The organism is Pantoea allii (assembly GCF_002307475.1).
Lineage (GTDB): Bacteria > Pseudomonadota > Gammaproteobacteria > Enterobacterales > Enterobacteriaceae > Pantoea > Pantoea allii.
In genome coordinates this window covers 568,405-592,405 of sequence record NZ_NTMH01000040.1, presented here as the reverse complement: position 1 = coordinate 592,405, position 24,001 = coordinate 568,405, and the positions used below count along the sequence as shown (strand labels likewise).

Here is a 24,001-nt window from a genome sequence, read left to right as displayed (position 1 = left end):
TGTCTCATCAGGTTTTTTATGAGATTGCTCTCTCAAAAACCTGCGCCCGAAACCCTGAGTTTTTCATCTCCATCTTCATCACATCGCCTCTCATCGATCCATAAAAGGCTGCCGGGCCTTGTTCAGCACGATGCGCCAGAGACCTGCAATCTGTACCTTGCTGTCAGTTCACTTCTGGCACAAAGCGGAGATATGTGCATCAGGTCAATGCTTGCCGTTGTTCTGTCGCAGATAACGGGGTTGCTGACGCCGCGGCGTGTATCCAGCAGGGCGCAAGCTCCGTGCTGAATAAACCTTCACACGGAGATAACCCGGTTAGCGCAAACGCTTTCAGGATGGGCTAGCGCAACACGTGGCTTTCAAGAGCGGTCAGGATGGTGGCTTCCATTTTCTCCGGGGTAGCGATCGGTGCAAAACGCTTGAGCGGTTTGCCGTCGCGTCCAATCAGAAACTTAGTGAAGTTCCATTTGATCCGCCCGCCCAGCACGCCGGGCAATTCAGCTTTCAGGTAACGAAACACCGGATGCGTTGCGGCGCCGTTGACCTCCACTTTCTCAAACATCGGGAAGCTCACACCATAATTGATGTGACAAGTCTGGGCGATGTCATCGGCACCGCCGGGTTCCTGCTTACCAAACTGGTTGCAGGGAAAACCCAGTATCATCAGTCCCTGGTCGGCGTACTTCCGGTAGAGCGCTTCAAGGCCGGCGTATTGTGGCGTGAAGCCACAGTGGCTGGCGGTATTAACCACCAGCACCAGTTTGCCTGCGTAATCACCCATAGAAATGCGTTCGCCACGCAGGCTGGTGGCATGAAGTTGATAAAAAGGGGTCATCGCGTCATCCTCAAAGTAAAACCCGGTCTGTGGCGGCATTGCCAGGCATCGCACAGGGCCAGATAGTGTGGCGCAGGGCCAGCAGGCTTACATCCCGTTCAGCGCTCACGGCTTTGCCGCAGAACGTCGTTCCATGATGTTTTTCGCATAAAGTTCTATACCGATGTGATGTTCATGACTGACTTGCGCAATGAATGTCTGCAGGCATTCTGGCGTTGAGTGAAGCGTGTTCGCAATAAGGTCATCGAAATCGTGCGGGGTAAAGCGGTCATAGCCCTTTAACGTCGAACGCTGAAGCAGCGTATGTGCCGTAATTTCGAGAACGGCGCGTCGGTAATCATCGGACAGCAGGACATCAAGATCGTCCCGGCTAATCTCAAAGGCAAATTCATAGGTGATAAAGCCGGAATCGACAGGGAGGGAGTAGATCAACGTATCCCCTTTCTGTTCGACATAGGGTTCATATCCGTCACCCATGAGGTGGACTGACTGCATATCACGCTCCTTCTTTTTCCAGCCATTCAAGAGTACAAATTCACCAAACGCGCTGGTTGCCGCTGCGGGCGAATGTCCGCCATTCGCCCAAAGCCACCGACATCACGCGCCTGTTCAATAAGGCGATGACGCAGACATGGCCCGCTTAGCCGCTATGACCAGGCTGACCATGCCGATCAGCCCTGACAGAAACGGAGCCGGTTGCCAAAGGGATCATGCACTTCCATCACGCGCCCCCAATCCTGCTCAACAATGTCCGGGCGACCGTAGCCGTACTTTTTCTCATGCAGCTCATCCCGGAATACCTGAATATTCTGCACAGGAATAAATACCGTTGCGCCAGGGCTGGCATCGCCATGATGCTCAGAGAGGTGCAACTGTAAGCCATTTCTGACTATCCCCATATACAAGGGCAAACCGGGTTCGAAACGGTGTTCGAATTCGGCACTGAAAGAGAGAAAATCCAGATAGAATTCTCGCGCCTTGCGCTCATCAAAAATTCTTAATATCGGGATGGTTTTACTGAAAGAAACGGCCGAAGGCGGGATTTGCGCGGGCAATGTGGCGGATGCCGTATTCCAGTCTCTGAAACCCAACTGATGTGCCACTGTTTCCAGGGCGGCTGAGTGAGAAAGCGTGAGGTCACGCTGCGCCAGAGAAGATTTGAGTTTTGTCGCCATTTGTTTGGCTTGTTCGATAGATAACATGGGTTCTCCTGTCGTCAAGGCTCGATGGCGCTCGCATTACCCTGCCCCGACTCTCAAGAGTTGTTAGCTATTTGATATCAGGAAACACCATGCTTTCACCTTATCCTTGCGGACGCGAGCGGCAGGCAGCATTGGCCCTGGGTGACAGTATAGCGCAACGGCGTAAGACGCAAGTTCGGGTCCTTCTGTAAAGTGTGCAGCATCTGGCGTGCCATTAACGGTTTGCCTTAGCCGCGCGAGGGTTGCCATCAATAAGAAACCGGCGCACAGCCCGCGTTTGCAGACAGCCGATCTGCGTCAACGAGCAGCTGAAGCGATCACATGGCCAGGCCAGGCAAACGATAAAGACTGGCTGGCGCAGCGCGTTTATAACCGCTGCGCCAGCGCTGCCTTAACGAGAGGTGGACAGGGTTTGCAGGACTTTCAGCTCGGCCACCGCTTCCTGCATGGCATCCATGCCCGCAGTTAAGGTGCGCAGACTATCCAGCTGCTTTGCCATACCTGCCCGTTCATGCCGGGTGCGATCACTCATCACCGCAATCGCATCGGCAGCGTGAATGCTCCGGTCAGCCATATCCGTGGCGGTTTGTACAGTGTTTGTCGCAACGTCGCGAATGCGTGAAATCGTACTCACTGCATCGTTGATATTGCTTGCCGTAGCTTCCGCCTGCTCTTTGGAGGACTGCGCCAGACGACGCACTTCTCCGGCAACCACGGCAAATCCCCTGCCCGCTTCGCCCGCCCGTGCGGCTTCCACCGCCGCATTGAGCGCCAGAATATTGGTCTGGAAAGCGATATTGCTGATGCCATGCGTAATAACGTTGATGCCATTGGAAATCGCTTCCAGATCGTCCAGCCCCTCGCCCAGGCGACTCTGCGCCTGCTGGCTCTCTTTGGCGATATCGCTGATGGCGCGGATGCTGCTTTCGGCCATCGTCAGTGCTTCGCCCTGGCTCTGGGTTGCCGCCTCAAGCACCGGCAGCGCCTGCACGATGGGCGCTAACTCCTGCTGATAGTTCACCACGCGGGCCAGCACGCCCGACTGCACTCGGTTGAGCGCCTCCCAGCGACGCAACGCGCGCTGAGCGTAATGCGCGGCATAGCTCGCATATTCCACTGGAAATTGCGCCATGGCATTGACGCTGTGATTAAAGAACACCAGCGCAGAGAGCGTCTGGTTGATCGGCACGCCAAGAATCTCACCAAAGCTGGAGAAGCCTGCGGCAGGAATCCCTTTAAAGAAATGCGCATCGTGCAGCTTATCGGCATTGCCTGCGCGACGCAGTATGCAGTCGTTCATCAGAACAGCCGCCGGTTTGCCGTGACGCTGGGTAAACGCCTGCCAGTCACGCTGCGTGGCCTGTTTAAAATCGGTCTCGCGCATTAAATAAAGCCGATCGCCAAACTCCAGATCGCAGAAAAACTGCACACTCTGGCTGTCCATCTTCGCCACTGAGCGAATAAAAAACACCTCGCCCACCTTAACGGCAAATGTCAGCCCTTTCAGCTTCTCGGTTAGCTGCTGTTCGTTGCAGCCAAGATGTTCGGCCAGTGCCTGGGTGAAAGGCTGCTGCTGCCCCTGCGGGTTGAACACCGAGGTCAGCGTACGCTTAACGGGATCGGCTTCTGCAATGAGCCAGCTTTTATTCAGCGGCTCAAAGTTCTGACTCTTGAAGGGCGAAAAAGATTTACCCGCTGCCATCTGGCAGAAAACGATAACGGCTTTGCCCTGCAGCACCCGACCACCCACGCCAATCCATGTACCGTCAAAGGTTGCGCGTCCGCCTGCGGAGCCACCAATCGCCAGGCACGGAAAACGGCCGGTGTTATACCAGGCCTGCATCAAAAATCCTTCCGATGCTGACAGGCCGTCACAGTAAATCATGGCAAAGGTGCGGTCAGCAGAGAGCGGCATACGCAACTTCAGCGCGGCCAGTTCATGTTGAATGGCGCTGATGCGATCGCTTGCCGTGTGGGTGTCATGAAGATGCAGATCGACGATGTGCGTTTCATGCTCCGCAATCAGATTGCGCGGTAGCCAAAGCCAACTGCCTTCCTGCCCTTCTCCTTTGCAGTAAGTGGTCTGCTTACCGCTGGCGCTGAGTGCGCCGTTCGAAGAGAGCGTAATGACGGTCAGATCCGCCGATGTAAAACGTTGCCATACCTGACTGACCTTCTGAAAATCTGCCTCTGGCGGCACAAACGTCAGCAAAATACCCGCAGCACGATTGCTGAGGCCTGCTGCAGAGAGCGATGTTGGTAAGCTTTCACAGTTGAAAATCCCGTCGGCGGGCTGAGCGGCCCCTGCAAAACGGGAACCGGTTAAGCTTCTGGTCATTGTCTTGATGACAGACATAGTGTTATTTCCGTTGTTATTAAAAGGAATGCACGTACTGGTGTTGTAAAAAAAAGAGGGCTACATGCCGATCCGTTCGCGATCGGTATTCGTGAGCCCTCCTCGGCACTAAAAATGAGCCGAGCAAGCGTTATCGACTCATGCGGCCATAGCTTCAGCGATTGCTGTGATTATTATTTTCGATGGGTGTAAACGGGGGCGCTGGGAAGGATGTCTGCTGACAGTCAGAAGCAGACAGCGGCTGAAGAAATGCGCTCACAGGCTTTACATGCAGGGATTGAGAGGAGGCTCGGAAAGGCAGTCGCCATTTCATCTTTTAATTGCGACTGTTGGTTGTCAGCGGTGTGCGTTTTAACCGGTTTAATCTCGCTTAAAGTAATGTTTTTGCGGTTGCTAAAGCCTCTTCTTTTGAGGGGACCATCAATAAAGGATAGCCCCAAAACTTTTCATATATCACGGCGAAAGGTCTGGCTGCCGTCCTTTTGACAATGTTTGGCTCAATCATTATGGAGGCTTTAACAAAGGTTCTTAATTCATTTTTGTGAGCTTTCATCCAGCGTGTTGTGAGCTTCATCTCATCGGCGGAATGCTCATGTTTGCTTTCAGTAAAACCTTCATCGTTAAGCAATACGAAGGGTGTCTTACGCGCCAGTAACGCTTCGAATTCACTAAACGGAGACGCAACCGGGTCCTTGCCCGAAGCATTCATGTTTATCCATACAATAGGAAAATGAGCATCATCAATTCGCATAGCAATAATCCTGTCAATCAGTTAATTAAATTTTTCAGAGCTGATGTCGCGCCGATAAACAGCCACGTCAGTGACGTGGCGCGCAGCACAGAAAGAAACCAAAACTCTTATTTAATAAAATTATCTAAATACCCCTTAGACTGCATTGCGAATGTTGGTCATAATGTTGTTTAAATCCGCCAAAAAACGCTTCGCTCAACCTTAAGGCTGAATGTATGTCCCTGGGACCGTCGCTAAATTCTGTTGTTATGCCTGATATTGACAGCATTCCGCGCGCCGTTTTTGCCATGAGCGCATCCATGGTTTCACGCGGCTGGGAAAATAAAACACACCAACATCGTAAGTCGCAATTACTCTATTCCGTCCGGGGCGTGCTCAATTGTGAGGTAGACGAGGGGATGTGGATTGTTCCACCGCAATGTGCCGTGTGGATACCGGGCAACATGCCACATTCTGCACGTGGTTCTGGAAATACAGAATGCTATTGCCTGTTTATTGAACCCGAAGCGATGCCTGGGCTGCCGAAAACCTGCTGCACACTCTCAGTGAACCCACTCATGCGTGAATTATTGCTTAAAGCAGCGAGTTTACCGAGGCTCTATGCGACAGAAGGGCCTGAAAGCCGTTTGATAGCAACCCTACTTGATGAATTATCTATAGCGCCTGTAGAAGACCTGCATCTGCCAATGCCACGTGATCGAAGGCTGCGCCAGCTTGCTGAAATGATGCTGGCCGATCCCATTAACAAATCCTCTTTAAGCGAATGGGCTCATCGCATTGGTATGAGTGAAAGAAGCATGAGCCGGCTGATGCTGCAGGAAGTCGGCATGAGTTATGGCCGTTGGCGTCGGCAGCTACATGTCATTCTTTCACTTCAGCGCCTAACCCGCGGTGAAAGCGTTCAGACCGTGGCGCTGGAACTTGGCTATGAGAACGCCAGCGGATTTATCACCATGTTCCGAAAAGCAGTCGGCAAGCCGCCAGCACGCTACCTTTTTGAAAGAACAGAGAAATTTGCAGCAGGTGTTATGCCTGGCAAAATTTATCTGGATTAAACGCACAGCCTGATCCGTCATCCCTTGCTCGTTCAGTTCGCCCAGACAACAGACGTTCCCCCCTTTTCTTGACAGATTGTTCCACCGGGGGGTTGTTGTTTATCACACTTCATTCATACCCAGTGGCATGACGCCCTGGCGGAAAAAAGCCGGCCTTTAACCGTCGTTGACGCCAAGAAACATTCAGGTGTTTCTCTGATTTCGTTGTAGCGATATTGCCGGTGAAGGCGACATCAACCACATCATTTCTGACGTTAAGTCTGGATTCCCCCCCGCTGAAAAGAAAAACTCGTCACTTTTGGCTGAAATGAAAAATTTTATGTCTGGGTTTCGCTATCGAAAAAATCATTCTCGCTATTAAATGAGAATGATTTTTATTTGTGTTGGATGTTTTACGACTGAAACGTTATGAATCCGCGTGCTGAACAGCGATAACGGCTGCGTTCCCACCGATGCGCAGCCTGAGTGGCGTTGCCTGACAACAGGGTCACAGAAGGCGCAGATGCCGCTGTTCAGGGCCGGTTTACCGTCATGGAAAGCAGACTTCTTTTTTAGAAAGTGGCGCGCGCGGGCCTGGCGCTTATTCGTTTCAGTCAAATGTATTTTATTCAAACCCTACGAGTGCATACAGACATGAAAGTACGAAGAGTCCTTGTTCCACGTTACTGTGCGGTCATCATTAGCGCATTAATGAGTTCACTGTCATTTCCCGCCCTGTCAGCAGACAGCGACGGGGCTTCACCTAAGCAGGATACACTTACGGTAACAAGCGATGGGCAGAGTAACGCTGCAGAAAATGCCTGGGGACCAGTAGGTTCCGTGGTGGCAAAACGAAGTGCGACAGCCACTAAAACAGATACGCCACTCCGTAAAACCCCCCAGTCAATTACCGTTGTCACGCGTGAAGAAATGGATTTGCTCGGCCCACAGACACTGAAAGATGCTTTTCGTTATTCAGCCGATGTGATGGTTGACAGTCGCGGTTCAGTAAGCGGGTTTAATTCAGTTAATATCCGGGGGTTCAGCCAGGTCGGCGATAATATTTATCTTGATGGACTCAAACTGCAGAGTGACAGTTTCACTTCATTCCAGGTCGATCCTTATATGCTGGAACGCGCTGAATTGCTGCGTGGTCCTGCCTCTGTCCTGTATGGCCTGAGTGACCCCAGCGGCATTATTGCATTGGTCAGCAAGCGTCCGACACCGGAAACCCTTCGCGAAGTGCAGTTTAAAGCAGGCAACCATAATCTTTTCCAGACCGGTTTTGATTTTGGCGGCGCGGTTGATGACGACAATAAGTTAACTTACCGACTGACAGGCGTGGCCAGCGATCAGGATCAGCAACAGACGGGTGAAAAAGCCAAGCGTTATTCTATCGCGCCGTCCTTCACATGGCGTCCCAGCGACAAAACCCAGTTTACTTTTTTAAGCAGTTTTCTCGATGAACCCGATACAGGATGGTTTGGCTACCTGCCTAAAGAAGGAACGGTAACCAGTGGCGCGGGTGGAAAATTACCCACCAGTTTTAACGATGGTGAACCGGGCTATAATAAAATTTCCCGTAAACAGAAGTTAGTCGGCTATGCCTTCGACCATCAACTCAATGACAGTTGGACAATACGACAGAACCTGCGCTACGGAACGGTAGATATGGATTACCGAACAATCTTTGGAAGCCAGATTTCCCCCTTTGATCCGTCGCAACTGACCCGAGGTGCGCTTAACGCTAAAGAGCATTTGTCGACCTTCGCCGTTGATACTCAGGCGCAACATACGTTTTCCACCTATGCGGTAGACCACACGTTGCTTATGGGCGTGGATTACCGGCGCACGCGTAATGATGTATGGCAGGCGCTGGGTATAGCGTCCAGTCTGAATCTGGTCAATCCTGTATATGGTAATACGGCGGTGCAGTATTTCGGTTACCGGGATCAGGTCGATCATCTGCAACAGACGGGCCTGTACTTGCAGGATCAGGCGGAGTGGAATCACTGGGTATTCACACTGGGTGGGCGTTATGACTGGTCTGAAGTAGACAGCGTCAATCGTCTTACTAACAATACCGCCGCCGGACAGGATGATAATGAATTTACATGGCGTGGAGGCCTGAACTACCTGTTTGATAACGGTATTTCACCTTACATTAGCTACAGTGAATCCTTCCTGCCAACCGCGGGATCAGACTATACAGGTAAAATGTTCCAGGCATCTCGCGCCAAACAATATGAAGCCGGGATAAAATATATTCCTGACAATCAATTGATTTCCGCAACCTTGTCGGTATTTCAGTTAACAAAAGATAAAAATCTGAGTTCAGATCCTGAGCATATTTTATATTCAATACAAAATGGCGAGCAACGCTCCCGAGGTATTGAGCTTGAGACAAAAGCAGCGCTGACAGAAAATGTCGATATTATCGGCAGCTATTCCTACACGGATGCAGAATATACCAAAGACACGTTGTATCAAGGTAATCGCCCTGCTGAAATTCCAAAAAATATGGCGGCATTATGGGGAAACTATACTTTCCATGAAACGTCCCTTAGCGGATTGACGGTAGGATTAGGCAGTCGCTATATCGGGTCAACGGAAGGTGATAACGCAAACTCCTTTAAAGTGAAGCCCTACACGATCTGGAATGCCGTCATACAGTATGATTTGGGCAGATTCAGTATGCCGGGGTCAACCATAGGGCTGAACGTTAACAATCTCTTTGATAAGAATTACGTCGCAGGATGTTACGCCACAACAGCGTGTTTTTACGGCGCGGAGCGACAGATTACCGCAACCGCTACGCTCAGGTTCTAGAGCGCACGTCCTGGAGTACATTTTTTCCGCCATCACACAGGGTTAATATTGTCCGCTTGTGGCTCATGGCGGACAGTTTTCCTGGTTCAGTCTGTTTTGTGCAGCAGCGGACGTTAATCAATAAGCGTCCATATTATATGGACGCAATAGATGAGATCTGTCAGCAAAAGCGTGAGGCTATGCAGAACGCGCTGGAAGCTGGCGATAAATATCAATGAATTCCTGGACCATTTCCCGGACTAACATCGAATTCATAATATGATCCTGCGCATGAACCAGGACCAGATTTACCTGAACTTTGCCGCATCCCTCGTCCATACCAATAAGCATTGTTTGTACGTCGTGAGCCCGCTTAGATGCGGCAAAAGATTCATTCATTTGCGCTTCGACCTCATGCCAGTCACCCTTTTTTGCAGCGCTAAGGGCCTGCATGGCACAGCTACGGGACTCACCTGCATTGATGATGAGTTCCATTACCGTTGATTCCATATCCATTTGCTACCTCAATTCTGTTATTGCTGATGATTACCGTTCGTTATTCAAAAAGAGCCAGTGCATCATTGAGGATTTTCTCTCCGCGCATCATGCCGTAATCCATGCTATTGATTACCGCTATTTTTTTTCCCGCTGATATGGCTTTAGCCTGAAACTCCTCAAATTTATACTTGATCTGTGGTCCCAGAAGACAACAGTCATACAGAGCCAGAGTCCGATCAAAATCTTCCATCGAAACCGCAACGATATCGACTTCGATGTTGTTCTTTTCTGCAGCCTGTTTCATTTTTTTCATCACCATGCTGGTAGACATACCGGCAGCACAACATAAAAAGATACGTTTCAAGTTAACTCCCTATTTTTTACAATCGAGATTTTCACTGAACCAGTGAAATAATCCCCAGAATATGTTCAATTCAATAGTGCAACTGACCTGCAATTCGTTTTTATCACGGGAATGATCCGGCATTACCCGTAGTTATTTTTTGTCCTTCAAATGGGTATCCAAAAAATTAATGATGATCTTGGTTATCTCAGGCTGATACCACATCAAACCAGCATGGTCGGCCCCCGCGACGATATAACGCGTTGAATCACGTCCATGTGCAATAAGCGCCTCATGCAAGATACCTGTCTGGCCTGGCGACACCACATTGTCGGCATCGCCGTGCATCAGTAAAAATGGCGGGGTTTTGTCGGAGATATAGGTTATAGGATTTGCCGCTTTAGCCTTGCCTGGGTTAGAAAGAATAGACCCTCCGCCCTGCCGTGGAATGCCGTTGACCAGCATTGCTTCCGGAATAGCGGGAGACTTGTGCGCCTCTATAATTTCATCAGAAAAATCTTTCCCGACCGTGGTGAGATCAGATAAGCCATACAGATCAATCGCTGCCTGCACATCGCTGCTTTGCCCGGAATATTCGGTCGTATCGAACGTCTTGATGCCGTTAGTGGTGGCGACCATTGCAGCCAGATAGCCGCCGGCTGACTCACCCATCACGGCGATCCGGGAAGGGTCAATACCCAGTTTGTCAGCATTGGTGCGTAAGAACCTGACGGCCGTTTTAGCATCTTCAAGCAGGCCTGGAAAGACCATTGTCGGGACTACCCGGTAGTTTATGCTGGCCACCACATAACCCGCCCGTGAAATATCGACACGTTGGCCAATGAACTTTGATTTCGGTGCATCAATAAATCCCCCGCCGGTGATAAATACCACTGCAGGAAGCGGTTTTGGGGAATAAGGCTTAAGAACGTCCATTGACAGTTGCAGAGGCCTGCCCATGGTATTCTGTGTAAATGAGTAAGTAATATCAGGGATCATTTCAACAGCCAGTGCATTTGGCGTTAATTTGATATTTTTACTTTCTGCTACCTGACCGGCTGCGGAAACAGATAAGGTAAAGAATGCGGTCAATGCCACAATTGATTTTCTATACATTTTTTACTCCTGAATAGCGTTAAAGACAGACACCGTCAGAACCAGACTTCCATGCGATAGCCCACTCGCCATTCAGATGCTTTCGGCAACAGGGTCACTTCACGATCTCCCCCGGCGTAGGTCAATGTCAGACTGGCAAGTGGTGCGATATAAGGGAGCACGTCCAGTTGTAGAGCCGGACCTACTGAAATTTTGTAGGCATTGCCATTAGCGCCGGCGACCCCATTCTTGTTTCTGGTATTGTTTACAATAAATTCATAGAGCATTGAAATGTTCTGATGATGAAGGTTTTGTTTTACCGTTACGCCACCAAAAATCCCCGTTTCATTTTCGTAGCCATAAATCATATCGCCACCAGAATAAGCCAGGTCGGGTATAACCGTGGTTCGGTCTGCAGACTTATCACGTTTGGTATATTCATATATAAAAGCGGGATTTACGGTAAAATCTTCAAATTGTGAAATGCTTCCATCGACAGTAAATCTGACAGATGAATCCCCTTTCTCACTGAGTACACTTATTCGGCTGGTATTCAGGTATTGCGCTATAACGCCTTTACCATACTGAATTTGTAGTGAGGATTGACCTTTAATCAGGCCCAGGTAGTTTGGCATAGTGTATTTAGCTGAGAAACTTGTGGCCTGCTGTACACCGGTACCAAGTGGGTTATCCAGTTCTTTGACATAAGTAATGCCCCACTCTGTTAATCCGAGCCGATAAGTGAGGTCGAAAATCCGGCGTGAACCTTCTGCGGCCATCGGCGCGCCAGAGCTTGACCAGTCAATCTGAGCGGTCCCTACAGCAAAATCAAAATTTTTACTGCTGTAACCTATTCCTGAATCAATGTGAACTTCTTTAGTATTATAGGCAAACACATTGATCCGCTCGTCCAGATAGCGGCGGCCCGCCCAGATATTCGACTCATCTGGCAGGAAATTCAGTCCACCAAATCTCCCATAGTTTTGTGCAGTTTCAAGAGCTTTATCTCCGTACCCTACAACCTGATAAGTGTAATCAGCCCACTGTTCAGGCGCGCCGATCCCTGTCCATTTCTTGGTAACGGCAAGAGACGTATAATAATCGTGCCAAAAGCTGTTACCGAGATCCCCCATTTTTCCTCGCGGGTCCTGATTCGGGCCAGTGGGATCTGCATGAAGCGTCATGTTTTTGGGTCTGTTGTATTCGCTCTGAAAATCGCCGGCAACCATTCCATAGCCATTTAATTGAAACGAGCCATCCTCAGAAATATTTGCAGAATAGCTTTCATTTATACAACTACAAAACAGCAATAAATAAAGCGTTATTTTATTTAAACACATTATTATAGCTCCACTGGTAATGGTAGGGTAATTTTTTAATAATAAAAGAAATCACAACCATTATATTTGACCGCCAAAGTAGAGTTATAACCAGGCTTGTGTTTTTGTATGTCGAATTTTGCATTCAATATTAAATTTAAAAAAAGCCAGACAAAAATGCCTGACTTTTCCGAACAGGGAAAGAGGGTTAGTTAAAACTATTGCGATATTCCTTGATACTCATGCCGTATTTATTCTTGAATATTTTATAGCAGTGAGTGGCATTTTCATAACCGGACATGTTGATTGCGTCAATTATTGAATAATTTGTGTTTTTTAGTAAATGCGTTAGGATATCCAACCTTTTTTCAATAAGGAGTTCACTAAAGTTCTTTCCGGTGAAGTCTTTGAGTAATTTGCTTACCTTATAATTCGGCTGATTTAACCTGCGAGAAATGTCGTTAAGTGTCGCAACCTTATAATTCTCATCAATATATCTGAGGACAGATGTTGATATCGAATTATTGTAAGTTCCATTAATGTGATAGTCACTACACTCAATATTTGCAAGTAATTCGGTCAGCAACAAACCCACTAAAAAATTAACGCGCACCTCTCTAAGTTTATTTGCGCTATAAATCTCAGTAATGATGATGTGCATAATGTTCTGGATAGAATCTATTTCACCGACTTTGAAATGAATATGTTCCCCATAACGACGCTTACCATTTATTGACGCGAGAATGAAATCCGATATCAGGTTATCCTCATCAAACAACGACATTAATTTGCCAAAAAACTCCGTTTTGATGATGAAGTTGATGATGATGTCGTTATGGCCGGCAGAATCAATTTCGTGTTTAGCAAACTGGTTGAGGAGCATAATTTCCCCTTCCTGTAATGTCATGGGCACGCCATTGACATTTTGACGCATACTTCCTTGATAGATATAGATGAGTTCTATAAAATCATGTGAATGCAAGGACACTTTTGTGAAACGAGTCTGTTTTTCAATATAAATATAGTTATCTTTAAAAAACCTACGCTCCATGCGGTTCTTAAACTTATGACTCAGCTGATAGTTAGCACGTAAAATCTCAAGTTCTCTCTCTGTATATGCTAACAGACTGTCATGTATTTCAGGATTGATCATAAAACACCTACATGGAGCTTTTAATTAATGAAGCGTTCAGGTCAGTAACACGCTGACCTCACCAGCATTTCGTATATCAAAGTATTGATTAACACCATCGGAATACTGAGGTTCATGGATGTTACCCGTGACATTATACTCTTCTGAGATAACCAGAATGCATTTTTTTAAATTAAATGGAATATTGATCACTATTTCAATACCTTTTGCAAGACGTTGCCATTTGCAAGAAATGTATCCCCTCACAGTGTGATGTGTACAGTCGACGAACTGTAATGAATCCAAAAATGCAGGTTGTATTCTTACAGTATCACTACCTCTTGCATTATCCTCAATAATAATACCTCCTGGCCCTTGAGTCATCCAGCTAGTATAAGAACTGAACATCGCATGATTGCATGAGCCATTCTTATTATCACCAAAAAATTCTTTCAGGGTAGTATCCTCGTCATGAAGCATACTTTTGAATCCCCCACAGGCGTGAAGCCATTTCATGATTACTTCATTTTCATCATAATGACGGAGAACTTCATACAGGAAGCTTTGCCCAAAAATTCCGCAGGTTACCAGGTAATTATTATCGCGGATAGCATTAGCCAGTTCACTGGCTAACTTTTTGGGGTTATCACTTAATTCCATATAGAGTGCAAAAACATAGCTTGTCTGACTTTTATCTGCAAAGCTGTCATCAGCATTTCGAAAATCAGTAATAATACGATCCCTGATTTCAAGTGTTTGTTTCGCATAAAATTCAGACTTACCGCTCAGTTTAAGAATAGTGCTGAATTTATGGAGTAGCTTTACATGCAGATAATAGATACATGCGGTCGTGAAATTGCGAGCGGGCGAACCAGACTTATAGTCAACGGCACCAGAATCTCGACTCCCCCAATCCCCGAGGCAGCAGTCGAGAAGCCCTTCATACCCGACACTGTTAAGGTGTTCAAGCTGACGCTCCAGGAATGGAAAAAACGCACGTGCGAGATCCAGCGTTCCATAGTGCTGGTAATGAATGTTAAGCAAAAAGGGAACAACAAGCTGCCATCCCAAAGGGCCGGCTGTTTCCCCGGTTCCGTTTGTTTTAATTCCCACAAATGGTGCCGTTTCAGGAAAACCACCATTTTTCCGCGTGTCGTTGATAAAGTCTGAAAGGGTTTTTTCGTACATCTTTGCAGAATTAAACTGATAAACCTGAGATTTTGCCAGAGCAACGATGTCCCCACCATACGCGAACCGCTCCCGCGCGCAATCACTGAACACGGAGTGAATATTGTTTAGTTTGGTATTACGCGCAATCTCATACAGCCGGTTTAAATACAAGTCTGAGCAAAGAAAATCGCCGGCGCTTTCGAGTTTGCTGTATGCCTTGTGCGCCATAATGCAGAGTAACTGATCCAGGTTCATTCCACTCACTTTCACATAGCGAAAAGAATGATAGGTATACTTATTAACCAGATGATTGATGCCACTTCGACAAATGAGCTGGTCGATTTGCTCTGCACGACCGGGTGATGACTCTCCACCATTTATAACAATGCCGGGTGCTACCTCTTTTCCAATGAAGCCAGCCAGCGTTGACCCGGTATTCAACGTGTAATCATCGTCGAGACACTCAGCATATGTCAGAGTGATAACTTGTCCTTCGGAGGCGCTCACCGAAAGGTCAATAAGCCCTGAAAGGGTTTCCCCAAAATCTACGATGAATTCTGATTCATTCAGAACATGGATTTCTTTAAAGTCCACACACTTAATTTTTTCTATCTTGGGGATATAACTGGACACCATCTGCCCTTGTGGCCCTTTCGCCAGGAGGACGTTATTCCATCTGGGTGATACCAGTTCTGTGGTATTGCGACCACTGAACAATCGGGAGTCTACGGTTTCGCCCAGGTAGATATTGTTGGTAAAATATGCGCCTTCAGTGCATTCCCATGTCTCATCCGTCGATAGACGTACTGACAGGCCCTCACCCTGTATAAAAATATCAGCGATCGCCTGAGTCACCCCTGAACATAACATGTCGCGAAGATTATACTTCCCGAATAGTTTCATTTCGGAGGGAGCATACCACCCATTCCCCAGTTCAATGATTAAAGTATTGCTACCCGTTTTTAAGTAATCTTTTATCTCATAGGTATCGTAATAGACGGTTTTCGAGTAATTAGTCCAGTCGGTATTAAGTTCATTCCTTGATACTTTATCCCCATTTATATATAGATTATAGAATCCAAGGCCAGCAATGTTTATTACAGCCCTATCGATTGCATTTTGGATAGGGAAACATTTCCTGAGAACCGTGTTTCGCGTACTGCTATCTTCTGGTTTATCTTTAATGTTCTGAAAAGATTTTGCTATCCAGTTGCCGTGGAAGTTACCCAGATTACCCGTAATGAATGAATTAGTCAGTGAAACCATACTACCAGCACTGTTGCATGAATTAATCCTCACAGTATATGTGCCGTATTCACTCAACTCAAAGCCAGTTAAAAGGAGATCTGTGCTATCGCCAACCCCAGTAAGTTCATGCACCACGGAATCGTCTTTTAAAATTGTTACATGGTACGATGTTTGTATATGCTTAACGCTCCAGTGACATGCAACAGGGAGTCTGTCGACAACAATTCGACTGGTCTGATAATTAATTTGCAACATTTAACCCACCGTGGCGTAGTGTATTTCTCATGGTCAACTTCCAGATTTTGATTATCTAACTCGCACAGATTTCATCCGTTTCTTCTTTACAGGCTAACGCATCAGCTATCTTGAAGAAGAAGTACCAGGCTGAAAATCTTACAAACAACCCAATAAACTGGAATGCCGCTATTTTCCAGCTACCCTGCATGAATCCTGAGATTATGATAGGCATCCCCGCAGGCGTGCTGACGCCAGCGACCCTCGGCAATATTCCAGTTACAGTTAGATAATATGCGATGCCCAACATAATCCCGTTGATAAGGATGTAGGGAATAGCTAAAGCAAAGTTCATGACCAAAGGTACACCGTAGGCCATGGGTTCACCAATTGTGAATACCGCGGGAGGAAGGGCTATTTTACCTAAAGTTTTATATCGACTACTCTTTGCAAAAAAAGCCAACATAATCGCTAATGGTAATAAATCGCCCGCAACACCATAGGTCATAAAGAATGCAAAACCTGTGATGTTAGGTAATTCAATGCCTGCAGCATACGCAGCCAGTTGCTGTGCATCCATAGCAAACCATATAGGGGCTACAATGCCTAGCGTTATGGCGTGCCCGTGAAGACCAAAGAACCAGAGCAACTGAGCAAGCACTGCAACAAAAATAATAGATCCAATGCCTGATCCAAGAGATGTGAGTGGCGACTGGATGAGTTTATAGATGATTTGATGGATGCTACCATAACCATTAATCGTTATAACCGCAGATATAACAGTAAATGTTGTCAGGATTACAATACCAGGAATGAGCGATGAAAAGGATTTTGATATAAAATCCGGGACATTCTCTGGCATTTTAATAATTAATCCCTTTCGGGTAATGCCTGTAAAAATACGGGTTGATACAATGGCAACCAAAATCCCCGTAAACAACCCCATGGCACCTAACCATTGGCTTGGAATTAAATATGATTGCCCCAGTGGACCGATCTCTCCAGGGTTATAGGGTGTAAGTATAAAGAATGAAATCATTGAAAGCAGACCGGCCATGAAGCTATCAACATTGAGGTTTTTAGCCAGCGTGTAAGCTACCGAAAATGAAACAATGACTGCCAGAAAGTTGTTGGTGAAATTGATAGGTATATCAAAAAACCTTACTAGTTCGTAGCGAACAAGAAAATCCTGGTAGGGCTGGAAAGGGAATACCTTAAGAAGCGTGGCGACGGAACTCATGATGGTTGCTGGTAACACGAGCATCATGCCGCTCATCACTGATTTCAGGTAGATATTTTGACCAACGCTTTGCATGATACTTAATAGTTTTTCTTGCATGGCAGCTGTATTTATTGGCATGTGATATTCCATCAGTGTCTATTTTTAAGTGCGTTCAAAAACTTAAATGAGATTAAACTGTCCGGCCATCATAGTAATGGCATATTAAATTGCGAGGCATGTCGGCTGTTGTCATTTAGAATGACCTTTTTTGCGAAACGGAATATTTAGTGACACAAATCACAATACTATATTTATGACTTGAATTTCTGGCCACATTTTAAGCATGGCCTGAGAAATACAGCGGAGTTTCCCCTTCTGAACTCAACTATATGCGGCAGCGGGAAGAGGAATATCTGCGGCTAAAGAGTCTGGTGCCCCGAAAAGGCGATGCTGCAGGATGTACTGGCAAAAAAGAGCTGACGCTGGCACGACTGCGGGATTGGGTCAGGGATTTACAGGCCCGATACGGTGCCAGCGAAAGACAAATTTGAGTCCTAATGGGGATGTGAACACAATGTCTGCTTAGTGCAGAAGCGGACGTTGCCAACATACGCATGAATCAGTCGATTATTAGCGTTGTTCAGCTTCAGGCTGGAGTGAAACCCTATAGCTGATTACTCGTTTTCGACCGCACTACGCGTTCTTATACTGGCAATAAAATTATCGCGAATGACATTCTCCGTGCCTGCGTTCCAGGCTATGCCAACATTCCAGCTTATTGACTTGCCTTCTAGCGGAATAATAACCCGTTCCGGTGGCGCGATATGCAGAACACTATAGGGCAAAATTGCAACGCCTGTACCCGCGATCACCAACGCGACAATAGTTTGTATATCATCAGCCAGTTGGGTGGATGATATAAAAAGACCGTTATCATGCAAAAAGCGGTCAATCTGCGCATTTAAACCCTGCCCTCGTTCAGTATGAAGACGAAATAAAGGATATTTTTTTAGCCATTCAGCAGCAGACAATGATAACGACGGCGTTGCAGGTGCTATCAGAACCAGCCGATCTGTAAATAATGGCAGGTAATCAAGCGCTATCGGTGGAGGTACCCTGACAAATCCTACCTGAAGCTCATCATTTTGCAGTAGCTGGTACTGTAAGAAGGAGGGAAGATCCGTTAAAGACATCTCTATTCCCGGACAATCTCTGCGAAAATCAGCAATACAGCGTGGTGCCAGATAAAAGCTTGAGAGGCCAAACCCGACGGCTATATGGCCCTCAATACCGACTGATACACGCTCTGCGTGTTGCATAAACAACTGAGCTTGCCTGACCACTTTTTCAGCCTCTGGCAATAAGCGTCTCCCGCCGGCGGTCAGCATTGCGCCGTGACGCCCGCGTGAAAAAAGTGACACCTTCACCGTCGACTCAAGAAGATTAATTTGCTTGGTCAATGCGGGTTGCGAAATACACAGTGCCCGTGCCGCATCGGCATAATTTCCTCTTTCAGCCAGTATCAAAAAAGCTTTTAACAAACGGATATTCAATTTTTTCATTCCAAAAGGTTATCGGAAATGGAAATCATTTGATTATACAGTTATCGGAAAGCGTTATGTAATTCAGTTTCGACAACAACTGGAGAAGCATCATGCGCGAGCCTACATTCTTAAAGGCTGCAACCGTACAGTTTCAGCATCAGGCCAATAACAAAAAATATAATCTGCTGATAATTGAGAAATTTATTGAACAGGCAGCCATCCAGCAGGTGAAGATCCTCTCGTTTCCAGAAATGTGTATCACAGGCTATTGGCATGTACCCAAGCTCACCACCGCAGAGGTTTCTGCTCTTGCAGAACCGATTGCAACCAGCCCTTCCCTGATGTTAGTTCGCTCTTTGGCGATAAAACATCAAATGCTTATTGGCGTAGGGCTCATTGAAAGAGCCGAAGATGGTCGCCTTTATAATGCGTATGTTGCCTGTATGCCGGACGGATCAATGCAGACGCATCGTAAACTTCATGCCTTCGAGCATCCAGCCATCAGCAGCGGTGACAGCTTCACCGTTTTTGATACTCCCTGGGGGGTAAAAGTAGGGATCCTGATTTGCTGGGACAACAATCTGGTGGAAAATGTGCGCGCTACGGCATTGCTTGGTGCAGATATCCTTCTTGCACCACATCAAACAGGCGGTACCGATTCCCGCAGCCCCTATGCGATGAAACCCATTCCGCTGTCACTGTGGGCAGAACGGAAAACGCGAAAAGAAGAAATTACTGCTGCATTTAAGGGGGCAAGCGGTCGGGAATGGCTGATGCGATGGCTACCTGCCCGTGCTCACGACAACGGGTTATTTCTTCTGTTTAGTAACGGCGTAGGCGCTGATGATGACGAAGTCCGAACAGGCAATGCCATGATCCTGGATCCTTATGGAAGAATCATTAATGAAACCTGGGCTTTTGAAGATGTTATGGTGAGCGCTGAACTGGATTTAAGCCTGCTTGCCATGAGTACCGGACGTCGCTGGATCCACGGTCGTCGTCCTGATTTATACCAGATTCTGACACAACCGCAGGGTTATGAACGTGATGCGATCACCGCACGATTTTCGGATGAGATACCTTAGGGATGCCTTGTCGAATGTGGTGTCAGGCATTTTGAACGAAACGTCAGCTGTTCACTCATAGCTGACATCACCTACCCACAGTCCGCTTTGTGCCAGAAGCGGACTTAGCAGACATAACTGGCGAACCCACCGTCATGGTAACTACTGGGATTTAAGCGTTTGTTTCCAAAATCCGCAGTCTGAATTGACCCTGAGTTCATCTATCAGAGGAGTTAGTAGAAATAAGGTGGCAGGACATGGGCGTTATATAGAGGAAGTTAAGCAGGACAACAGGACAGCTTGCAACGGTGCATGGAGCAGTGAAGAAAATATGCTTTATCACGTAATACTGGACAAGTCTGCAGCATCTGCATGCGCTAATCTTAGCCTTTACCCTGAACTAACTCACTGATTCAAAAAATGGAAATGAACCACTCAGAGGGGGCAAGTAAACGTCTGCCGCCATTCTTTGATATGGTCAATCAGAGCACGGAGCTTTGGCGCAATATTGCGGCGCTGGGGAAAATACAGATAGAAGCCTGGAAATTGTGGAAGATACTCATCCAGCACTGACACAAGCTGACCGCCTTTTATATATGGCCTGAATGTTTCTTGAGTAGCCATAGTGATGCCGCCACCAGCCAGAGCCAGTCTTAACATCAGACGCAGGTCATTAGTCGTAATATGCGGTTCAATCGCCAGATCGAAGGCTCTCCCGTTTTCTTCAAATGGCCAGCGATAGGGCTCAACATCCGGGGATGAGCGCCAGCCGATACACTGATGATGAACCAGCTCACGAGGATGATAAGGGCGACTATTGGCTGCAAGATAGGAAGGGGAAGCAACCACCATTTCACGTTGATCACCCGTAAGCGGAACAGCAATCATGTCTTTTTCAATCACTTCTCCGAGCCTGACACCGGCATCGTAGCCTGCAGCCACAATATCAAACTCTTTATCAGTGACAACAATATCAAGCTTCACACTGGTGTTAGCTGCCGCGAAGGAAGCGATTAACGGGCCTGAAAGAAATTCTTCCGCTATCGAGGTCACCGCGATTCTGAGAAGTCCTCTTGGCTTACTGTCAGGAGCAATATTGTCGAATGCAGCTTCGAGACTGGTTAAAGGCAATGAAAGAGATACACGCAACTGTTCTCCCGCTTCCGTCAGATGAACCGAGCGAGTCGTCCGCATGACAAGCATTGTGCCGAAAGCATCCTCGAGCCTTCTTATTCCCTGACTGACCGCCGAACGGGTCACGCCCAGCCGTGCTGCAGCTTTACTAAAATTATGCTCTTCTGCAACCGCAATAAAAACAGGTAAAAGATTGAGATCAATTTTCATTGTTTAGCACTGCTAACCACTGAGTCCAGTGAAAGCAGGATACTGCAACTTATCGTAAAGTTCTATTCTCTCTCCGAAATCAATGACAGGAGAACATCATGGACAAAGTTATATTAATCACGGGTGCATCAAGTGGCATCGGGGAAGGTATTGCCAGAGAACTTGGAACTGCAGGTGCGAAGGTATTACTGGGAGCACGTAGAGTGGAACGTATCGATGCCATTGCAGCAGACATTTGCAGCGCGGGCGGTATTGCTGATGCGCGGGCTTTGGATGTTACCGATCGACAATCCATGTCTGACTTCGTCCAGACAGCACTGGACAGCTGGGGCCGTATTGATGTCCTTATTAACAATGCAGGCATTATGCCGCTTTCACCCCTTGCCGCTGGCAATCAGGATGAATGGGAACGAACAATAGACGTTAATATTAAGGGCGTGCTTTGGGGTATTGGCGCTGTGCTACCCGTGATGGAAGCACAGAAATCGGGTCAGATAATTAATATCGGCTCTATTGGTGCCTTTACTGTCGTACCAACAGCTGCTGTCTATTGTGCATCCAAGTTTGCGGTGCGGGCTATTTCTGAAGGGTTACGACAGGAAAGTCCTAACATACGTGTAACCTGCTTAAATCCCGGCGTTGTAGAAAGTGAACTCGCGTCAACAATTACCCATGAGGAAACCATGGCGCTGATGGATGCCTACCGTTCTGTCGCACTTAAACCCGCTGACATTGCCCATGCTGTAAAGCATGTCATTGAGGCGCCTGAAACCGTTAATACATCTGAAATAACCATAAGACCTACAGCGTCTGCAAACTAGCGTTTCGGCATGGCTTCATGGTCACTTGAAGCAACGACTAAATTCCGCTTTTCGCGCATAGCAGACATTAACCTGACATCAGTCCGCTTTGCGCCATAAGCGGACGTTACCAGCATGGCTTACCCTTCACCGTTATGGCGCAACCACCTGATAAAATCCAGGCGGCGAGAAACGCCAATCTGATTGGCTATAGTGAAAGCATCAGCCTTGTCCATCTGCAGCAGAATTATTTTACCTGCCAGGCGCTGTATAAAAACCCTGCCCCGGCAATCAACAGCATGTCGTGTATCAGTAATGGAAGATGTGCCACCGTGAATCTTCGTACCAAAGCTTTACTGCTGAGGGTTCCGAGCATAATGCCACCACCGACGAAGCGTCCCATAAGGGCAATGTGGATCGAAAGCTCATCAAGAAGCTGGCAGCCGAAAACGACTTTTCGGGAACAGACGTGATGCGCCGGGTATTCAGCCGCCTGACCGGTATTACGCCTGCCGCATATCGGAAGATGATAAGCCAGGCATAAACGTCCCGTCAGCGTGATCACCTAAGAGCAATGTGCAGCACAATGGGTTACTCTTTCACCCCGTTTTACATGAGGCAAGCGAATGAGCATTGACTGGCACAGCGCGGAACTGACTCGCATGACGATGGTTGATAAAAACTATAAGAACACGCAAAACGTGCGTCGTTTTATGGTTGCGCAATGCGGGGAGACGTTCCGGTTTGATCGGGAGTTCATGGCGTGGATACGCAATGATATTGCCAAAAATCTGGGAGACGTTGTGGATGAGTGGAAGCGCAGGAAAGGCCGCTAGCCCTTATCGCCTTTACGCAGCCTGCCGCTGGGGAGGCACAACCTCGCCCGGTGAGTAAAAAAAAGACCCGATCACCGATCAGGTCTCCGTTGATGTGCTTTTACCTAACCGACGACTGGCGCGATTATTTAGACAGCAGTTCTTTGCGGACGATTTCAGCACCGGCACTTAAGGCACTCAGCTTGCCCCGGGCAACCTGGCGGGATAAAGGCGTCATGCCGCAGTTGGTCGACGGATAAAGTTTATCGGCATCCACAAACTGAAGGGCTTTACGCAGCGTATCAGCCACTTCTTCTGGCGTTTCGATAGCATTGGTTGCCACATCAATGGCCCCGACCATCACCTTTTTACCGCGAATGAGTTCGATAAGATCCATTGGAACGCGAGAGTTTTGGCATTCCAGCGAAATGATATCGATGTTCGACTTCTGCAGTTTAGGGAACACTTCTTCATATTGACGCCACTCGGTTCCCAGCGTCTTTTTCCAGTCGGTGTTGGCTTTGATGCCGTAGCCGTAGCAAATGTGCACAGCGGTTTCGCACTTAAGACCTTCAACCGCTCTTTCCAGCGCGGCAATGCCCCAGTCATTCACCTCATCGAAAAACACGTTAAATGCCGGCTCATCGAACTGGATAATATCGACACCCGCCGCCTCAAGTTCTTTGGCTTCCTGGTTGAGAATTTTGGCAAATTCCCAGGCCAGTTTTTCGCGGCTCTTGTAATGGCTGTCATACAGCGTGTCGATCATGGTCATGGGGCCAGGCAGCGCCCATTTGATCTGCTTATTGGTTAGCTGACGTAAAAATTTGGCGTCTTCAACAAATACCGGCTTCTGGCGCGCCACCTCACCGACAACGGTTGGAACGCTGGCATCATAGCGATTACGGATTTTAACGATCTCGCGTTTTTCAAAATCCACACCGCTGAGGTGTTCAATAAACGTGGTCACAAAGTGTTGGCGCGTTTGCTCACCATCACTGACGATATCGATACCTGCGCGATCCTGATCGTCAAGAATCAAACGCAGCGCGTCTTTTTTGCCATCGATGAGTTCTTCATTTTCCAGTTTCCAGGGCGACCACAGCGTCTCAGGTTGCGCAAGCCATGACGGTTTAGGCAGGCTTCCCGCCGTCGAAGTCGGTAACAAAATTTTCATAACAGATAAC

General features: G+C 47.5%; 21 protein-coding genes. 5 read left to right on the top strand and 16 right to left on the bottom strand.

Annotated elements, in window-relative coordinates; genetic code table 11:
* Positions 1-340 precede the first annotated feature (340 nt).
* The 5 genes from CMR03_RS19945 to CMR03_RS19925 all read right to left on the bottom strand — a co-directional run bounded on the left by CMR03_RS19945 (position 341) and on the right by CMR03_RS19925 (position 5,144).
* Positions 341-835, bottom strand: coding sequence for a glutathione peroxidase (locus tag CMR03_RS19945; protein WP_096012535.1), 495 nt, complete (start codon positions 833-835; stop codon positions 341-343).
* Positions 836-940: 105 nt separating this feature from the next.
* Positions 941-1,330, bottom strand: coding sequence for a hypothetical protein (locus tag CMR03_RS19940; RefSeq protein WP_096012445.1), 390 nt, complete (start codon positions 1,328-1,330; stop codon positions 941-943).
* 176 nt (positions 1,331-1,506) lie between these two features.
* Complete coding sequence (locus tag CMR03_RS19935; protein WP_096012444.1) at positions 1,507-2,037, bottom strand: glyoxalase superfamily protein; 531 nt, start codon at positions 2,035-2,037, stop codon at positions 1,507-1,509.
* 391 nt (positions 2,038-2,428) lie between these two features.
* Complete coding sequence (locus CMR03_RS19930) at positions 2,429-4,393, bottom strand: methyl-accepting chemotaxis protein (RefSeq protein ID WP_096012443.1); 1,965 nt, start codon at positions 4,391-4,393, stop codon at positions 2,429-2,431.
* 370 nt (positions 4,394-4,763) lie between these two features.
* Entirely contained in the window at positions 4,764-5,144 is a 381-nt protein-coding gene (locus CMR03_RS19925; RefSeq protein ID WP_096012442.1) for a hypothetical protein, read from the bottom strand.
* A gap of 215 nt (positions 5,145-5,359) precedes the next feature.
* Here CMR03_RS19925 and CMR03_RS19920 point away from each other — a divergent pair, with 215 nt between their 5' ends.
* Positions 5,360-6,199: an AraC family transcriptional regulator gene (locus CMR03_RS19920; RefSeq protein ID WP_063879250.1), complete on the top strand. Its 840-nt coding sequence runs from the start codon at positions 5,360-5,362 to the stop codon at positions 6,197-6,199.
* Positions 6,200-6,832: 633 nt separating this feature from the next.
* Positions 6,833-9,007, top strand: a complete 2,175-nt coding sequence (fhuA, locus tag CMR03_RS19915) for a ferrichrome porin FhuA (protein WP_096012534.1) — start codon at positions 6,833-6,835, stop codon at positions 9,005-9,007.
* Positions 9,008-9,184: 177 nt separating this feature from the next.
* Here the strand turns inward: fhuA and CMR03_RS19910 are convergent, their stop codons facing one another.
* From CMR03_RS19910 to CMR03_RS19875, 8 genes are all read right to left on the bottom strand, one after another.
* Entirely contained in the window at positions 9,185-9,502 is a 318-nt protein-coding gene (locus CMR03_RS19910; RefSeq protein ID WP_063879249.1) for a PTS lactose/cellobiose transporter subunit IIA, read from the bottom strand.
* 40 nt (positions 9,503-9,542) lie between these two features.
* On the bottom strand, positions 9,543-9,848 hold the full coding sequence (locus CMR03_RS19905) for a PTS sugar transporter subunit IIB (protein ID WP_063879248.1): 306 nt from the start codon (positions 9,846-9,848) through the stop codon (positions 9,543-9,545).
* Positions 9,849-9,980: 132 nt separating this feature from the next.
* Positions 9,981-10,943, bottom strand: coding sequence for an alpha/beta hydrolase (locus CMR03_RS19900; RefSeq protein ID WP_096012441.1), 963 nt, complete (start codon positions 10,941-10,943; stop codon positions 9,981-9,983).
* Positions 10,944-10,978: 35 nt separating this feature from the next.
* Positions 10,979-12,262 (bottom strand): carbohydrate porin, encoded by a 1,284-nt coding sequence (locus CMR03_RS19895; RefSeq protein ID WP_096012440.1) that lies wholly within the window; start codon positions 12,260-12,262, stop codon positions 10,979-10,981.
* A 187-nt stretch (positions 12,263-12,449) separates the two neighbouring features.
* On the bottom strand, positions 12,450-13,394 hold the full coding sequence (locus tag CMR03_RS19890) for an AraC family transcriptional regulator (RefSeq protein ID WP_063879246.1): 945 nt from the start codon (positions 13,392-13,394) through the stop codon (positions 12,450-12,452).
* 36 nt (positions 13,395-13,430) lie between these two features.
* Positions 13,431-16,046: a family 78 glycoside hydrolase catalytic domain gene (locus CMR03_RS19885; RefSeq protein ID WP_096012439.1), complete on the bottom strand. Its 2,616-nt coding sequence runs from the start codon at positions 16,044-16,046 to the stop codon at positions 13,431-13,433.
* A gap of 55 nt (positions 16,047-16,101) precedes the next feature.
* The gene (locus tag CMR03_RS19880; protein ID WP_162287592.1) at positions 16,102-17,340 is read right to left on the bottom strand and encodes a PTS sugar transporter subunit IIC; all 1,239 of its coding nucleotides are present in this window, start codon (positions 17,338-17,340) and stop codon (positions 16,102-16,104) included.
* Between the two features lie 581 nt (positions 17,341-17,921).
* The gene (locus CMR03_RS19875) at positions 17,922-18,800 is read right to left on the bottom strand and encodes a LysR family transcriptional regulator (protein WP_096012533.1); all 879 of its coding nucleotides are present in this window, start codon (positions 18,798-18,800) and stop codon (positions 17,922-17,924) included.
* 101 nt (positions 18,801-18,901) lie between these two features.
* On the opposite strand from CMR03_RS19875, the gene CMR03_RS19870 reads away from it, so the two are divergent.
* Positions 18,902-19,876 carry a nitrilase family protein gene (locus CMR03_RS19870; RefSeq protein WP_096012437.1) on the top strand — a complete coding sequence of 325 codons (975 nt, stop codon included), beginning with the start codon at positions 18,902-18,904 and terminating at the stop codon, positions 19,874-19,876.
* Between the two features lie 414 nt (positions 19,877-20,290).
* Here CMR03_RS19870 and CMR03_RS19865 read toward each other — a convergent pair whose 3' ends face one another.
* The gene (locus CMR03_RS19865; RefSeq protein WP_063879242.1) at positions 20,291-21,199 is read right to left on the bottom strand and encodes a LysR family transcriptional regulator; all 909 of its coding nucleotides are present in this window, start codon (positions 21,197-21,199) and stop codon (positions 20,291-20,293) included.
* Between the two features lie 98 nt (positions 21,200-21,297).
* Here CMR03_RS19865 and CMR03_RS19860 point away from each other — a divergent pair, with 98 nt between their 5' ends.
* Positions 21,298-22,020 carry an SDR family oxidoreductase gene (locus tag CMR03_RS19860; protein ID WP_096012436.1) on the top strand — a complete coding sequence of 241 codons (723 nt, stop codon included), beginning with the start codon at positions 21,298-21,300 and terminating at the stop codon, positions 22,018-22,020.
* Between the two features lie 226 nt (positions 22,021-22,246).
* On the opposite strand, the gene CMR03_RS19855 is transcribed toward CMR03_RS19860, so the two are convergent.
* On the bottom strand, positions 22,247-22,564 hold the full coding sequence (locus tag CMR03_RS19855; protein ID WP_096012435.1) for a hypothetical protein: 318 nt from the start codon (positions 22,562-22,564) through the stop codon (positions 22,247-22,249).
* A gap of 61 nt (positions 22,565-22,625) precedes the next feature.
* On the opposite strand from CMR03_RS19855, the gene CMR03_RS19850 reads away from it, so the two are divergent.
* Positions 22,626-22,835 carry a DUF6434 domain-containing protein gene (locus CMR03_RS19850; protein WP_096012434.1) on the top strand — a complete coding sequence of 70 codons (210 nt, stop codon included), beginning with the start codon at positions 22,626-22,628 and terminating at the stop codon, positions 22,833-22,835.
* 124 nt (positions 22,836-22,959) lie between these two features.
* Here CMR03_RS19850 and CMR03_RS19845 read toward each other — a convergent pair whose 3' ends face one another.
* Positions 22,960-23,991 (bottom strand): methionine synthase, encoded by a 1,032-nt coding sequence (locus CMR03_RS19845; protein ID WP_096012433.1) that lies wholly within the window; start codon positions 23,989-23,991, stop codon positions 22,960-22,962.
* Positions 23,992-24,001: the final 10 nt, after the last annotated feature.